A 14,717-nucleotide genomic window follows, 5' to 3' on the forward strand; every position below is an offset into this window, starting at 1 on the left:
TCAATAACCGGTGGCATTGGGGTCGGGCACAAACTGCCCCACCGGCAGACGCCACACCTGGCTGGCGATACGGCCATCAGGGTAGAGGGTGAGGTAGCGCCAGCCCGGGCCGGACTCGTCCAGCGCGAAACCGTCACAGAGTGGTTTGAACTGGATGCAGGTCGATGGGCTGGCGATCAGCCGCACGCCGCGGTGCACCTCGTCAAACTCCTGATGGACGTGGCCAAACAGAATGGTCTTCTGCTGCGGGTGGCGAGCCAGCACGGCAAACAGGTCATCGGCATTCTTGAGATTGTGCTGATCCAGCCAGGCACAACCCACCGGCACCGCCTGATGGTGCAGGGCGATGAGGGCGTGGCGATCCGGATACTGGCGCAGAGCACGGTCGAGCGCTTCCAGCTGGTGATCACCGATCATGCCGTGGGGTTTGCCACGCACCTGGGTGTCGAGCAGGATCACCTGCCAGTGGTTTCCCACCAACTGCTTGGACTCACTGATCCCGGCGGCATGGAGGTATTCGGTCATCAGCGGACTGTCATCGTGATTGCCGGGCAACCAGTAGATGGGGCGGCCAAGAGGCGCCATCATGGAGGCAAAACGCAGATAGGATTCCGGGCTGTGATCCTGCGACAGATCGCCGGTCGCCAGGATCACCTCGTAGGGATGGTCGTTGGCCTGCACCTGTTCCAGCACGGCAGCCAGACTCTCTGCTGTACGCACGGCCAGCAGCCGTCCCTCTTCACTGGCAAAGAGATGGGTATCGGTAATTTGCAACAGGCGCACACTGCCGTCCTGCGCCTGGGGGAGCTCTGTTTCCAAAATCACGCTTCTTTATATTTGTTCAACTGGAGATATTGATGGGGCTGGTGCCATGCCTGAGACAAAATTTCAGCCATTCGGCCAGAAACAGATTTACCTGCTCCTTTTCATCCCGCTGGTGCATCTTTTTGTTGGGGTAATCATAACGTGGTTGCAAACGGGAAATCTGTTGCGCTGCACACACTTCCGCCATCCGCACATCATGATACAAACGAATCTCGATTTGAGCCTGCAGATATTCGGGCAACTCGGGATTGTGCTGACTCAAAAGAACCTGAGAAGTGAAGCGACTCTCGCCACAAATGGTGAGCTGGAACTGCAGATCGTTGCCAACACGATAGCGGCGTTCAGATCCGACTTCCCCATCTGGCGGCAGCAGTTTCATCAGCGCCATGTAATTGACCTCGCAGGTACGCTGCAAGGACATCAGATCAGGCACATAGCGCCTGCTCTGTTGCTGGGTCTGAGCCAACTCAGCGCTCCGCCAACCAGCGGGCGCGCAACTCGCCGTGGTTGAGGGCCAGCCACTGCAGGGCGATGACCGAGGCGGCGTTGTCGATGCGCCCCTCTTTCAGCCAGGCGTAGGCCTGCTCGCGGCTCACCACGTGGACCCGGATATCCTCGCCTTCATCCGCCAGACCGTGCAAACCGCTCGCCTTGCTGGCATCCACCTCGCCCACATAGACCTCGATCCGCTCGGTACTGCCGCCCGGGCTCACCAGATAGCTGATGGCATGTTCGCAGCGGGCTACCTCGATCCCTGCTTCTTCCACCGCTTCGCGACGCACCACCGCCTCGGCAGTCTCACCTTCGTCGATAATGCCGGCCACCAGCTCCAGCAACCATGGGGTCGGGCTGGTCTCCATGGCGCCGATGCGAAACTGCTCCACCAGCACTATCTGGTCGCGCACCGGATCATAGGGGAGCAGCGCAGCAGCATGGCCCCGTTCAAACAGCTCGCGTACGATGGGCTGATTCCAACCACCAGCAAATAACCTGTGCTGCAGGCGATAGACGTTCACCTTGAAAAAGCCGTTATATCCAGCTGATTTTTCAATGATTTTCACATCATCAGCGGCATAGTGCCGATCTTGCGGCAAGGGTTGCTGCGACATCAGGGACTCCCGTCAGCTTGACTTGAACCAGTTTGACCATAAAATCCGAGGAACATGAATGAACATTCATTCACTCGGTGTAACATGGTAATGAGGGGTGGATTTTAGCAGCCACAGACCATTTGGCTAGGCACTCGGGGAGAAAACTGCAGCCGGTTCTTGACGTTCCCGTCACCGGACCCGAGACACTTCGCATTAAATTTTGCTTATAGTAGAGTGATTAAGCTGCAATCAAGCTTGGTCGGCGACAATATTTGCCCTCTCCAGCAACCAGTTTGGGTTACTACATAAGGTTAAAACGATCTATGAAAAGAACACTCTTGTCCGTCATGGTGTTGCTGGGCGTCAGTGCCGGTGCCCACGCCGAAAACCTGCTCGATATCTATCAACAAGCCCAGCTGAAAGACCCGCAGTTGCTGCAGTCCAAAGCCGTTCGCGACCAGGCCTTCGAAAAGATCAACGAATTCCGCGCCCCCCTGCTACCCCAGATTGATCTGGGCGCCGGGCTCAATTATTTGCAAAACAAGAACGATACCCAGACCAATAACAACGCCAAGGGTGAGCTGACGCTGTCACAATCCCTTTATCGTCGCAGCAACTGGGTCAATCTGGATATCGGCGAGAAGCAGGCCACCCAGTCTGATGTCGCCTACAACCTCGAAATCCAGAACCTGATGGTGCGCACTGCCAAAGCCTACTTTGATGTGCTCAAGGCGATGGATACCCTGGAGTTTGTGCGTGCCAACAAGGTTGCAGTAGAGCGCCAACTGGAGCAGACACAGCAGCGTTTCGAAGTGGGTTTGACCGCCATCACCGATGTGCATGAAGCGGAAGCCTCTCGCGACCAGGCGCTGGCTGACGAGATCAATGCCGAGAATACTCTGGATAACAGCTACGAAGCCCTGCGCGAGCTGACCGGTGTTGATCACCGCAACCTGGACATCCTCAATACCGATCGCTTCAGCCCGCAGAAGACCGCCTTCGGTTCCGACAAATGGCTGGAGCTGGCGCTGGACAAGAACCTGCAACTGCACAATGCCCGCATAGCCAAGGACATCGCCAAGGAGCAGATCGATCTCGCCAAGACCGGCCACGAGCCGACCCTGGATCTGGGCGCCGGCCTGCAAACCAGCAATACCGATTACAAGCTGGATAGCATTCAGAACGGTGGCAATGACAACCAGGCCAATATCGGTCTGACCTTCAAGCTGCCCCTCTACAGCGGTGGCGCCACCAGCTCCAAGGTTAAGCAGGCTCAATACAACTATGTTGCGGCCAGCGAGCTGCTTGAGAAGAACTTCCGCTCGGTGCAGAGCACGGTGCGCTCCTCCTATAACAACGTGAATGCCAGCATCGGCTCGGTACGTGCCTACAGCCAGTCTGTGGTCTCCGCCGACAGCGCCCTGAAGGCGACCGAAGCCGGTTACGAAGTGGGTACCCGTACCATCGTCGACGTGCTGGACTCCACTCGCAAGCTTTACGAGGCCAAGCAGAAGCTCTCCGAAGCCCGTTACAACTACATCCTCAATATCCTGAGCCTGAAGCAGGCTGCCGGTGTGCTGGAAGCGCAGGATCTGGTGGAAGTAAACCAGGGCTTGATGCCTGCCACCGCAAAAGCCAAGGCCAAGGCCAAAGCCTGATAGCCGTTATCGGACATGAAAAAGGCGACCGCAAGGTCGCCTTTTTGTTATCCGGATTCTTGTCGGCGGCTCTCTCTGTTTATCGCGCCGTCTGTCGGCCCCACCATCCAGTGGGGCAAACACTATCGTTAGCCGCGCTCGCGGATCGTCTTGATGATGTCGGTGGTGGAGCAGCCATCCTCGAAGTTGAGAACGCGCACCTCGCCGCCATTGGCAGTCACCTCGGCGTAACCTGCAATCTCTTCCGGCTTGTAGTCACCGCCCTTGACCAAGAGGTCTGGCAGGATCTCGGCAATCAGGCGCTGTGGGGTATCTTCACCAAACGGCACAACCCAATCCACCGCGCCAAGCGCAGCCAGCACCGCCATGCGGCGCTCGGTCGGGTTGACCGGACGACCCGGCCCTTTCAGACGGCGAACCGACTCGTCGGTGTTGACCGCCACGATCAGGCGATCCCCCAGCTTGCCCGCGTTGGCCAGATAGGAGACATGGCCGGCGTGCAGGATGTCGAAACAGCCGTTGGTCATCACCACTTTCTCGCCGCGCAGACGGGCGGCACGAACCGCCACTTTCAGCTGAGCTTCGGACATAACGCCAAAGCCGGTCTCCTGCTCGGTATAGAGAGCATTGGCCAGCTCGACCGGACTCACGGTAGAGGTACCCAGCTTGCCGACCACGATACCGGCAGCGGTATTGGCCAGCGCACAGGCTTCGTCCAGGCTCTTGCCTGCCGCCAGCGAAGTGGCCAGGGTGGAGATCACGGTATCACCGGCACCGGTCACATCGTAAACCTCGTGGGCCTGAGCCGGTAGATGCAACTCCGGCTGACCTTCGCGGATCAGGGTCATGCCGTTCTCGGAACGGGTGACCAGCAGGGCATCCAGCTCGAAGCGCTTGACCAGATCCAGTCCCTTGGCGACCAGCTCCTCTTCACTCTTCACCTTGCCTACCACGGCCTCGAATTCGGACATGTTGGGGGTCAGCAGGGTGGCGCCGCGGTACTTCTCGAAGTCGGTTCCCTTGGGATCGACCAGCACCGGAATGCCGGCGGCGCGGGCACGCTGGATCATGCCGGGCACATCGTTGAGGGCACCCTTGCCGTAGTCGGAGAGGATCATCACGTCACTGTTTGGCAGTGCCTGCTCGACCTTGCTCATCAGCAGGGTGGCATCGACGGAGTGGAAGGGCTCTTCAAAGTCCAGACGCAGCAGCTGCTGGTTGCGGGACAGCACGCGCAGCTTGGTGATGGTCGGGAAGTCGGCCAGACGAACGAAGTCACAGGCCACCTTGACACCAGCCATCTGACCAGCCAGAGCATCGGCAGCCTCATCCTGACCGGTCAGGCCAAGCAGCACGGCATGAGCGCCAAGGGCGGCGGAGTTGAGGGCCACGTTGGCGGCACCGCCTGGACGCTCCTCAATGTGTTCAACCTTGACCACGGGCACCGGTGCCTCGGGCGAGATCCGGCCGGTGGGGCCATGCCAATAACGGTCCAACATGACATCGCCAACGACCAGGACGCGGGCTTTTTCAAACTCGGGCAGGGTGATCTTCATCTGTATCGACTCTCAAAACCTGAAAAATCAGTCGCCGATTTTATCACACTCTTTTATTTGAGGGAGAAAAAGCAAACCTGTGGTTTCCATTAAGAACGCGGCAGGAAACCCATAGTTACCCTTCGCGCCACACGGACAAGACACAAGCAGCCCCTCTGACCAGCAGATAGCCATTCGCCCCCGCCCCCCCTTTTCGGCTAGAATCCCCCGATTGTTTTCGCAAGCAAAGAGATTCTCCATGGCCCATGACAACGCTCCCCGCCTCGAGCCCCGCCTGTTTCATCCCCGTTACTGGGCCAGCTGGTTTGGCCTCGGCCTGCTCTGGCTGCTGACTCTGCTGCCCTGGCGCAGCCAGATGTGGCTGGGTCGCCGGCTTGGTCATCTCGCCGCCAAAGTGCTCAAATCACGGGTGAAGATTGCCCGTCGCAATCTGGAGCTGGCGCTGCCGGAGTTGACTCTGGCCGAGCGCGAGAAGCTGCTCAAGCAAAACTTCGAGAGCGTGGGCTGCGCCGTATTCGAGGTGGGTATCGCCTGGTTCTGGCCGGACTGGCGGATGCGCAACCTGATGAAGGTGGAAGGGGAAGAGCATGTCATTGCCGCCATGGAAAAAGGTCAGGGCATGCTGCTGCTCTCCTGCCACTTCCTGACGCTTGAACTCAACGCCCGCTGTTTCGGTCTGGTACGGCCAGGGGTCGGCGTCTATCGCCCCAACACCAACCCGGTGCTGGAGTATGCCCAGTATCACGGTCGCTGCGCCTCCAACAAATATCTGGTAGACCGGATGGACGTGAAGGGGATGATCAAGGCGCTGCGCAACGGTGACGCCCTCTGGTACGCGCCGGATCACGACTATGGCTCCCACGCCAGCGTGTTCGTGCCCTACTTCGCGGTGGAGCAGGCGGCCACCATCACCGGCACCGCCACTCTGGCGCGGGTGAAGAACACCGTCACCCTGCCCTGCTACAACATCCGCACCAGCGAGGGTTACACCCTGCATATCGGGGCGCCGCTCGCCGACTACCCGAGTGGGGATGACCTGGTCGATGCGGCTCGCGCCAACCGCGAGATTGAAGCTGCCGTGCGCAAGGCACCTGAGCAGTACATGTGGCTCCATCGCCGCTTCAAGACCCGCCCCTCCCCCGAGGATGCCAGCTTCTACTAAGCGACCACCCCCGACAGGGATCACATCGCCAAAACCGACAAACCGCCTGCTGGCGGTTTGTTTTTATCTGCTACCAGCCCTGCGTGGCAAGCAAGCTCCCCGAACGTAAGCCACACAATAACACCCTGCATTTTCCCGCCTATCTCCATCAACCGGCCACAAAAGAGCCCTCATCACTGCCTGCAAAAACTGAAAGCGGGTTACAAAACTATTGATTCATTGGTGAGTAGAGAGAGATTTCGATAGATCCATCGTCACTACCCGCTGATGAGTTATTGAGTGATTTGCCCCATTCGAATACAAAAACTGAATTTGTGAAGTAAATCACTTTTACACAAGGGCACGGCAAAGCTAAGTTGGTGATCTAAATCACAAAAAATGGTCATTAAAAACAGAAAAGATCGAAATGTAGCCGAATTACAGCGCACGAATGTGATCTTCATCACTGGTTGGAGAGGGGGTATGACGGGGTATCTGAGATGTGGATCACAAGACACCCCGTTTTCAGCCTAATTTGATCGCAAGCTGGTAGATTGAAGTTGCTTAGACGACAGGGATGGAGGTTCGGCAAAACCGGCCATCCCGAACTACCACTTTTAATCAAACAGGCTTAAAACGGGGTCCCGACATGTTATCACCGGATACCAAAGTCAAGATACAGAATTTTGGACGCTTCCTGTCCAATATGGTCATGCCCAACATAGGCGCCTTTATCGCCTGGGGCTTTATTACCGCCCTCTTTATCCCCACCGGCTGGCTGCCCAATGAAACCTTGGCCAAGCTGGTCGGCCCCATGATCACCTACTTGCTGCCGCTGCTGATTGGCTACACCGGCGGCAAGCTGATGGGCGGTGATCGTGGCGGCGTGGTCGGTGCCATCACCACCATGGGCGTCATCGTGGGGACCGATATCCCGATGTTCATGGGCGCCATGATGGTCGGCCCGCTCGGTGGCTGGGCCATCAAGCGCTTCGACAAGGCGATGGACGGTCGCGTCAAGAGCGGCTTCGAGATGCTGGTCAACAACTTCTCCTCCGGCCTTATCGGCATGCTGCTGGCGATCCTCGCCTTCTTCGTGATCGGCCCCTTCGTCAAGGTGCTCTCCGGCGTGCTGGCCGGTGGCGTCGGCTTCCTGGTGGATAACCACATGCTGCCGCTCACCTCCATCTTTGTCGAACCGGCCAAGATCCTGTTCCTCAACAACGCCATCAACCACGGCATCTTCTCGCCGCTGGGGATCCAGCAGGCGACCGAGCACGGCAGCTCTATATTCTTCCTGATTGAAGCAAACCCGGGCCCGGGCATGGGCGTACTGCTGGCCTACATGGTGTTCGGTCGTGGCGCCGCCAAGCAGTCCGCTGCAGGTGCCTCCATCATTCACTTCTTCGGCGGCATCCACGAGATCTACTTCCCGTACGTGCTGATGAACCCGCGCCTCATTCTGGCGGTGATCGCCGGCGGCATGACCGGGGTCTTTACCCTGACCCTGTTCAACGCAGGTCTGGTCTCCCCTGCCTCACCGGGCTCAATCTTCGCCGTGCTGCTGATGACGCCGAAGGCCTCCCTGATCGGGGTGCTGCTCTCCATCACAGCCGCCACTCTGGTCTCCTTCCTAGTCGCTGCCGTGTTCGTCCGCGCCCAGCAGCCGGAAGCCGACGAGGCCGATGCCCTCGGTGAAGCCACCCGCAAGATGAAAGCCATGAAGGGCGGCAAGCCAGAAACCGCAGCGGCCAAGAAGCCGGGCGGCGAACTGATGGCGGTGCGCAATATCGTGGTCGCCTGTGATGCGGGCATGGGTTCCAGCGCCATGGGCGCCGGCATGCTGCGCAAGCGGGTACAGGCCGCCGGCCTCGATATCAGCGTCACCAACCGCGCCATCGATCAGCTCGACGATCAGGTGGACTGGGTCATCACCCACAAGGATTTGACCGAGCGGGCTCGTCGCCATGCGCCGCATGCCCACCATATCTCGCTCACCAACTTCCTCGACAACGGCCTCTATCAGGAGCTGGTACAGCGTCTGACTCAAGCCGCCAACGATGATGTCGCCAACCCGCAACTGCTGGTGGCGGCCAACGACGACAGCTATGAGCCGCAAGCGGCCGAAGTGTTCACCCTGAGCCGTCATGACGTGCATCTGGGACTGAAAGCGGACAACAAGGAGGCCGCCATCCTGACTGCAGGCCGACTGCTGGCGGAGCGCGGCTACGTGGCGCCCGACTACGTCAACGCCATGCTGGAGCGTGAACAGCTGGTCTCCACCTACCTCGGCGAATCCATCGCCGTGCCCCACGGCACCATCGCCGCCAAGGAGTTTGTGAAGCGTACCGGCATCGTCATCTGCCAGTACCCGGCCGGGGTCGCCTTTGGCGAGGCTGCCGATGAGGTGGCGCGGCTGGTGATCGGTATCGCCGCTCGCAACGACGAACACATGCAGGTAATAACCCGCCTGACCAATGCACTGGATGAACCCGGTCTCATCGACCGGCTGGCCAGCACCACGGATCCCCAGGCCTTCCTGGATCTGCTGGGTGCTGAACAGGCTGCGTAATCATCTTTCATCGTCTTTGGTTCAAGAGGTTAATATCATGAAAACATTGCATTTTGGTGCTGGTAACATAGGTCGCGGCTTTATCGGCAAAGTGCTGGCGGATGCCAGCCATCAGGTCACCTTCGCCGACGTCAACGACACCCTGATCGATCAGCTCAACCACCGTCAGGAGTACAAGGTTCATGTGGTGGGTGCGGATCAGAAGCTGGACGTGGTACGCAACGTGGCTGCAGTCAGCTCCGCCGGTCACGAGGTGATCGCCCGTATCATCACCGCCGATCTGGTTACTACTGCGGTCGGCCCCAACATTCTGGACAAGATTGCCAGCACCCTGGCCAAGGGGCTGCAGGCCCGCTTCGATGCCGGCAACCTGACACCGCTCAATGTCATCGCCTGCGAAAACATGGTGCGCGGCACCAGCCACCTCAAGCAGGAGGTACTCAAGTACCTGCCGGTCGCGTATCATGCCACGCTCGAATCCTGCATCGGCTTCGTCGACTCGGCGGTGGATCGCATCGTGCCGCCCGCCGCGGCTGCCAACGATGACCCGCTGGAAGTGACGGTCGAGAGCTTCAGCGAGTGGATCGTCGACCAGACCCAGTTCAAGGGGGAACTGCCACAGGTGGCGGGCATGGAGCCCACCGACAACCTGATGGCCTTCGTCGAGCGCAAGCTGTTCACCCTCAACACCGGCCACATCGTCACCGCCTATCTCGGCAAGTTGCGGGGTTATCGCACCGTGCGCGAGGCGATCGAGGATCCGGTGATCCGCAGCAAGGTGCGCCGCGCCATGGAGGAGAGCGGTGCCGTGCTGGTGAAACGCTACGGCTTCGACCCGCGCCTGCACGCCGCCTATATCGAGAAGATCCTGGCCCGCTTCGCCAACCCCTATCTGGTGGACGAGATTGACCGGGTCGGCCGTCAGCCACTGCGCAAGCTGGCGGCGGGGGATAGGCTGGTGAAGCCGCTGCTCGGCACCCTGGAGTACGGCCTGCCCAACGAGCAGTTGCAGGAGGGGATCGCCGCGGCGCTCCACTATCGCAATGCCGATGATCAGCAGGCGGTCGAGCTGCAACAGCTGCTGGCGGAGCTTGGACCGGCCAAAGCGTTGGCCCGCATCACCGGACTGGATGCAGAGAGCGAAATCGTCCGCACCATAGTGGCTCGTTACGAGACCTTGTAATACCCTGCTGGCGGCGCATGACCGGATGCTCCAATTGATTGAATCGCAAGGAAATGCGCCCCATATGATAAAAACCGGGAGAGAGGCTGACTCTCTCCCTGTCAGCTGGACCCAATGCACCTATGACCACACACCAGGAAGATGAAGTACTGGAACGACTGAACGAGCAGGATGGCCCCCGCGGCTTCTTTCTCGAAGCCGTGACCATCCTGGAAGAAGCGGTCGACTCCCTGATGCGACGCGCCTTTCGTCAGGAGGAGTATGCCGTCAAATACGCCATCGAACCCCTGCTCAACCAGAGCGGCCCCCTCGGCCAGCTGGAGGTGCGCCTCAAGCTCATCTTCGCCCTCGGCCTCATCTCCCTCGAGCGCTATCAGGATCTGGAAGCCTATCTCAAGATCCGCGACTTTCTGGTGCGCGACCCCAAGGATTACCGCTTCAGCGACAAGCCGATCCGCGATCTGCTCGACCGCCTGCACGGGGTCAATCAGGGCGGCATGATGAAGCTGGAGCCCCCTGCCAGCGAAGAGGATTGGGCCTTCTACCAGATGCAGCTCAACCGGCTCGATCAGATGGTGCGCTCCGCACTGGTACTGGCGCTGGCCGACTGTGTCGGCGAACTCCACAAGGAGAGCCCCATCTAATCCGGCCCCGAGGCCACCCCATCACCACGGTTGGCATCTGGCTGGCGCCCTGCACAACACCGCCAGCCACCATGACGCCGACTGTCGCACATCTCCCCATCCCGGCCATGATGCACGCTCCTTCGGGTGTCAATCTGACCAACTTAGCCACTACACTAGCTCCATACTCACTGCCTGAATCGAGGTCTGCATGATTGCCCTCTCTCTGGCCGGGATCGCCCTGGTCTCCGTGCTGGCCCAATGGCTTGCCTGGTCGCTGCGGGTACCCGCCATCCTGTTTCTGCTGCTCACCGGCCTGACTCTGGGCCCGGTCAGCGGCCTGCTCGACCCCGATGCCCTGCTCGGGGATCTGCTGTTTCCGCTGGTCTCCCTGTCGGTGGCCATCATCCTGTTCGAGGGGGCGTTGACCCTTCATCTGGCCGAGCTCAAGGGGATCGGCAAGGTGGTGCGCAATCTCTGCTCCACCGGCATGCTGGTCAGTTTCGCCGTCATCGGCAGCGCCGGTTACTTCCTGCTGGGGCTGGACTGGCGGGTCGCCACCATGCTCGGCGCGGTACTGGTAGTAACGGGCCCGACGGTGATCGCCCCCATGCTCAACGTGATCCGCCCCACCCGGGAGGTGGACAGGATCCTGCGCTGGGAGGGGATCGTCATCGACCCCATCGGCGCCCTGTTTGCGGTGCTGGTGTTCGAGGCGGTACGCCTCGGCAGTCAGGGAGACCTCATCAGCCATACCCTGTTGGCGCTGGGCAAGACAGTGCTGGTCGGCTCCCTGATCGGGGGGACGGCTGGTTGGCTCACAACCCTGCTCATTCGCAAGGACTGGCTGCCGGTCAGTCTGCACAAGTTCGGCGTGCTGGCGCTGGTGCTGGTCACTTTCAGTCTCTCCAACTGGCTCAGCCACGAATCCGGTCTGCTGGCGGTGACCGTGTTCGGCATCTGGCTCGCCAATCAGGAGGGGCTGGATCTCGAGGAGGTGCTGGCATTCAAAGAAGACCTCGCTGTCATCCTTATCTCCAGCCTGTTTATCCTGCTGGCGGCGCGCCTCGATCTGGCCCAGCTCTGGCAGCTCGGCCCCATGGTGCTGGCGCTGCTCTGCGTGGTGCAATTCGTAGCGCGTCCGCTCTGTATTCTGGTCTCGACCTGGGGCTCGGATCTCTCCTGGCGGGCTCGCGCCCTGCTGAGCTGGATCGCCCCGCGCGGTATCGTTGCGGCGGCGGTCAGCGCCTCGTTCGCCATCAGTCTGCATCAGGCCGAGATCCCCGATGCCGACAAGCTGGTGCCGCTGGTATTTGCAGTGATCATCTCCACCGTGGTGTTGCAGAGCCTCACCTCGGCACCGCTGGCCAGCCTGCTCAAGATGCGCCAGAGCGCCCCCAACACCTGGCTCATCATAGGGGCCAACTCGGTGGCGCGGGCCATAGGCCGGGCGCTGGCGGATCAGGGGGTGCCGGTACAGCTCTGCGATCCCGCCTGGGAGTTCTGCAAACAGGCACGGATGAGCAACCTCCCCTGCTATTTCGGCAACCCCCAGTCGGAACATGCCGAGCTGCACCTGCCGCTTACCAGCATCAGTACCGTGCTGGCGCTCTCCCCCAACCGCCACAACAACGCCCTCGGGGTGCTGCACTTTGCCCACCTCTACGGCGAGGAGCAGGTCTACTCCCTGCGCTCCAGCGAGCAGCACGGCAAGGCCAACCGGGAGAGCGCCACCTTTCGCGCTCGCCAGAACCTGTTCGGCCCCGACATCAACTATGCCCGGCTGAGCAGCCTGCTGAGCCGGGGCGGCCAGATCAAGGCGACCCGCCTGAGCGAGGCGTTCGACTGGGCCCAGTATCAGACCGCCAATCCCGGCGCCATCCCGCTCTTCATCATGGATGGCAAGGGCAAGCCCCAGATCGTTACCGGCCCCGTCACTCCGCAGGCGGGTGAGCTGCTGATCGCCCTGCAGCCGCCCAGAGAGCAGGGCGCCGAATGAACGAAGCCAACCATAATCCGCTGATCGCCCCTCTGCTGGTGCTGCTGCAACAGGCGGCGGGCAGCTACAAGGTGCATGAACTGATGGCCGCCCTGCGCCAGCAGGGGGCGATCCCCCGGCTGGCCGACGACGAGCAGTTGCAGCTGTTTCGGGTCAACTTCCTGATCATGAACGCCCTCTACCAGTTGCAGGCCGAGCTCAGGCAAGAAGGATGGTGGCTAGTGATCAGCACCCTGGATATCCGGCTCGAACCGCTGGCCGGGAACCAGGAGGTCAACCACGGCTTTGCCCTTAGCGAAAATCTGCGTAGCTACTATCTCGACTGGCAGGTGTTCTGGCAGACCGATCGTGCCGAAGTAGAGGCCCTGCTCAACCGCTTCTGGCACGCTTATGACGGTGAGGGGCACAAAGCCGAGGCGCTGGCCCTGTTCGAGTTGAATGAAGGGGCGAGTCAGGAGGCGATCCGCCGCCGCTGGCGGGAGCTGGCATTGCAGCACCATCCGGATCGGGGTGGTAATGCCGAGACCTTTATCCGTATCCGCTGGGCCCGGGAGGTCCTGCGGGGATGATCCGGTTGCCGTCCGCACAAAGAGAGGCATAGACTGGAGCTGAATCCCCCTTCACAGGAGAGCATCATGACAGTCAGTGAACTTCGCAAGCTCTATCAACAACAGATCCTGCAAGAGGCCGAAATACTCCACGACGTGGCCATCCCCGGCTGGCTCATCGAATTCAGAGGCAATGATGGCGCTCTCTACGAGCTGACCGACACCCTCGGCTGCCCGGTCAGTTTCGATACGGTCGAGCAGGCCCGCGATCATGTGCATCTGGTAGCTGACTGCCCGATGCAGGTAGAACACCTCTATCGCTTCTTCGAACGTTAACTCAAACCGTCACATCTCACCCTTGGCTACGGTGAGGCTTGTACCAGGCATATAGTCAGCACTTGCCTGCCACAGGCCTCCCCAGAAACAACCGCTTCGATTTGCTCGTGTTGCAGAGTGCAAGTTGCACGCTATCTGGCATAGACAGCTATAAGTCTGGCTATGGAGTGGCTATCTCTATGGTTACATGGACCAGCTCTTCATGTATCGCCAACCGCGCGCGGATCTCGCTGGCGGAGACAGGCGCCGCCATCAGCAGGGAGAGCACGCAGGCATACTGTTGCTGTCCCACCCGCCAGACGTGCAGATCGCGGATCTCGGCATACGGCAGGTCGGCAATCACCTCACGGATCTCACCCACCAACGGGGTATCCATCTCGGCATCCAGTAACACCCGACCGGAGTCACGCAACAGACCCCAGGCCCACACAGCCACCAGTACGGCCCCCACTATGCCCATCAGGGGATCCAGCCAGTCGGCCCCCCACAGCATGCCCCCCACCAGTGCTAGGATCGCCAGCACGGAAGTGGCCGCATCCGCCAGCACGTGGATATAGGCGGCGCGCAGGTTGAGATCCTGATGGCCGTGGTGAGCGTCATGGTCATGATGATCGTGGTCGTGATGCTCATGATGGTGGTCATGCCCATGGCCGTGGTGATGATGGCTGTGATCATCCTTGAGCAACCAGGCACAGGCCAGGTTCACCAGCAGCCCCACCAGCGCGATGGCGATCGCCTGTTGATAGTGGATTGGGCTGGGATCCAGTAGCCGGAACACCGACTCGAACAGCATCAGCCCGGCCACCCCCACCAGCAGGAGAGCACTGGTGAAGCCACCCAGCACCTCGATCTTCCAGGTGCCGAAGCTGAATCTGTGGTCGCGGGCAAAGTGGCGGGCGGCGCGATAGGCCAGCACCGAGAGACCGAGCGCCAGCGCGTGGGAGCTCATATGCCAGCCGTCGGCCAGCAGCGCCATGGAGTTGTAAAACCAGCCGCCGCCGATCTCCACCACCATCATGATGACGGTCAGCAGCACGGTCCAACGGGTTTTCTGTTCAGCCAGCGGATTCCCTTCGTGGACGACGGGTTGGTGGCAGTGGGATGAGACAAGGGATGACATGGATTTCTCCTGAGGACGATAATGCAATATACTATACCCCAGTATAGTTTTATTGATCGAGAGGA

13 protein-coding genes are annotated in these 14,717 nt (G+C 60.2%); 8 read left to right on the forward strand and 5 right to left on the reverse strand.

Annotation, left to right across the window (positions count from 1 at the left end):
- The 3 genes from cpdA to nudF are packed head-to-tail and all read right to left on the reverse strand — an operon-like array spanning position 1 to position 1,934.
- Positions 1 to 819 (reverse strand): 3',5'-cyclic-AMP phosphodiesterase, encoded by an 819-nt coding sequence (gene cpdA / locus G5154_RS11155; protein ID WP_041234061.1) that lies wholly within the window; start codon positions 817 to 819, stop codon positions 1 to 3.
- Between the two features lie 22 nt (positions 820 to 841).
- Positions 842 to 1,246 (reverse strand): DUF1249 domain-containing protein, encoded by a 405-nt coding sequence (locus G5154_RS11160; RefSeq protein WP_050552205.1) that lies wholly within the window; start codon positions 1,244 to 1,246, stop codon positions 842 to 844.
- Between the two features lie 46 nt (positions 1,247 to 1,292).
- On the reverse strand, positions 1,293 to 1,934 hold the full coding sequence (nudF, locus tag G5154_RS11165; protein WP_005343102.1) for an ADP-ribose diphosphatase: 642 nt from the start codon (positions 1,932 to 1,934) through the stop codon (positions 1,293 to 1,295).
- Between the two features lie 305 nt (positions 1,935 to 2,239).
- On the opposite strand from nudF, the gene tolC reads away from it, so the two are divergent.
- Positions 2,240 to 3,574, forward strand: coding sequence for an outer membrane channel protein TolC (tolC, locus tag G5154_RS11170; RefSeq protein ID WP_216979537.1), 1,335 nt, complete (start codon positions 2,240 to 2,242; stop codon positions 3,572 to 3,574).
- Between the two features lie 128 nt (positions 3,575 to 3,702).
- Here the strand turns inward: tolC and hldE are convergent, their stop codons facing one another.
- Positions 3,703 to 5,130, reverse strand: a complete 1,428-nt coding sequence (gene hldE, locus G5154_RS11175) for a bifunctional D-glycero-beta-D-manno-heptose-7-phosphate kinase/D-glycero-beta-D-manno-heptose 1-phosphate adenylyltransferase HldE (protein WP_040094022.1) — start codon at positions 5,128 to 5,130, stop codon at positions 3,703 to 3,705.
- A 238-nt stretch (positions 5,131 to 5,368) separates the two neighbouring features.
- Between hldE and lpxL the strand changes: the two genes are divergently transcribed.
- The 7 genes from lpxL (at position 5,369) to G5154_RS11210 (ending at position 13,532) form a co-directional block, all read left to right on the forward strand.
- Positions 5,369 to 6,292 (forward strand): LpxL/LpxP family Kdo(2)-lipid IV(A) lauroyl/palmitoleoyl acyltransferase, encoded by a 924-nt coding sequence (gene lpxL, locus G5154_RS11180; protein WP_421263935.1) that lies wholly within the window; start codon positions 5,369 to 5,371, stop codon positions 6,290 to 6,292.
- 628 nt (positions 6,293 to 6,920) lie between these two features.
- Positions 6,921 to 8,843 carry a PTS mannitol transporter subunit IICBA gene (locus tag G5154_RS11185; RefSeq protein ID WP_421263936.1) on the forward strand — a complete coding sequence of 641 codons (1,923 nt, stop codon included), beginning with the start codon at positions 6,921 to 6,923 and terminating at the stop codon, positions 8,841 to 8,843.
- 37 nt (positions 8,844 to 8,880) lie between these two features.
- Positions 8,881 to 10,026 carry a mannitol-1-phosphate 5-dehydrogenase gene (locus G5154_RS11190; RefSeq protein WP_421263937.1) on the forward strand — a complete coding sequence of 382 codons (1,146 nt, stop codon included), beginning with the start codon at positions 8,881 to 8,883 and terminating at the stop codon, positions 10,024 to 10,026.
- Positions 10,027 to 10,148: 122 nt separating this feature from the next.
- A complete protein-coding gene (locus G5154_RS11195) occupies positions 10,149 to 10,670 on the forward strand; it encodes an MltR family transcriptional regulator (protein ID WP_005354914.1) in 522 nt (173 codons plus the stop codon).
- A gap of 190 nt (positions 10,671 to 10,860) precedes the next feature.
- Positions 10,861 to 12,648, forward strand: a complete 1,788-nt coding sequence (locus tag G5154_RS11200) for a sodium:proton antiporter (protein ID WP_337073641.1) — start codon at positions 10,861 to 10,863, stop codon at positions 12,646 to 12,648.
- The gene (locus tag G5154_RS11205; RefSeq protein WP_421250965.1) at positions 12,645 to 13,217 is read left to right on the forward strand and encodes a DNA-J related domain-containing protein; all 573 of its coding nucleotides are present in this window, start codon (positions 12,645 to 12,647) and stop codon (positions 13,215 to 13,217) included. Before G5154_RS11200 ends, G5154_RS11205 begins: the two co-directional genes overlap by 4 nt.
- 66 nt (positions 13,218 to 13,283) lie before the next feature.
- Positions 13,284 to 13,532: a hypothetical protein gene (locus tag G5154_RS11210; RefSeq protein ID WP_266135317.1), complete on the forward strand. Its 249-nt coding sequence runs from the start codon at positions 13,284 to 13,286 to the stop codon at positions 13,530 to 13,532.
- 160 nt (positions 13,533 to 13,692) lie between these two features.
- Here G5154_RS11210 and dmeF read toward each other — a convergent pair whose 3' ends face one another.
- Positions 13,693 to 14,652 (reverse strand): CDF family Co(II)/Ni(II) efflux transporter DmeF, encoded by a 960-nt coding sequence (gene dmeF / locus G5154_RS11215; protein ID WP_421250964.1) that lies wholly within the window; start codon positions 14,650 to 14,652, stop codon positions 13,693 to 13,695.
- Positions 14,653 to 14,717 lie beyond the last annotated feature (65 nt).

Origin of the sequence: Aeromonas sp. 600527 (assembly GCF_049175415.1) — a bacterium.
GTDB lineage: Bacteria > Pseudomonadota > Gammaproteobacteria > Enterobacterales > Aeromonadaceae > Aeromonas > Aeromonas veronii_A.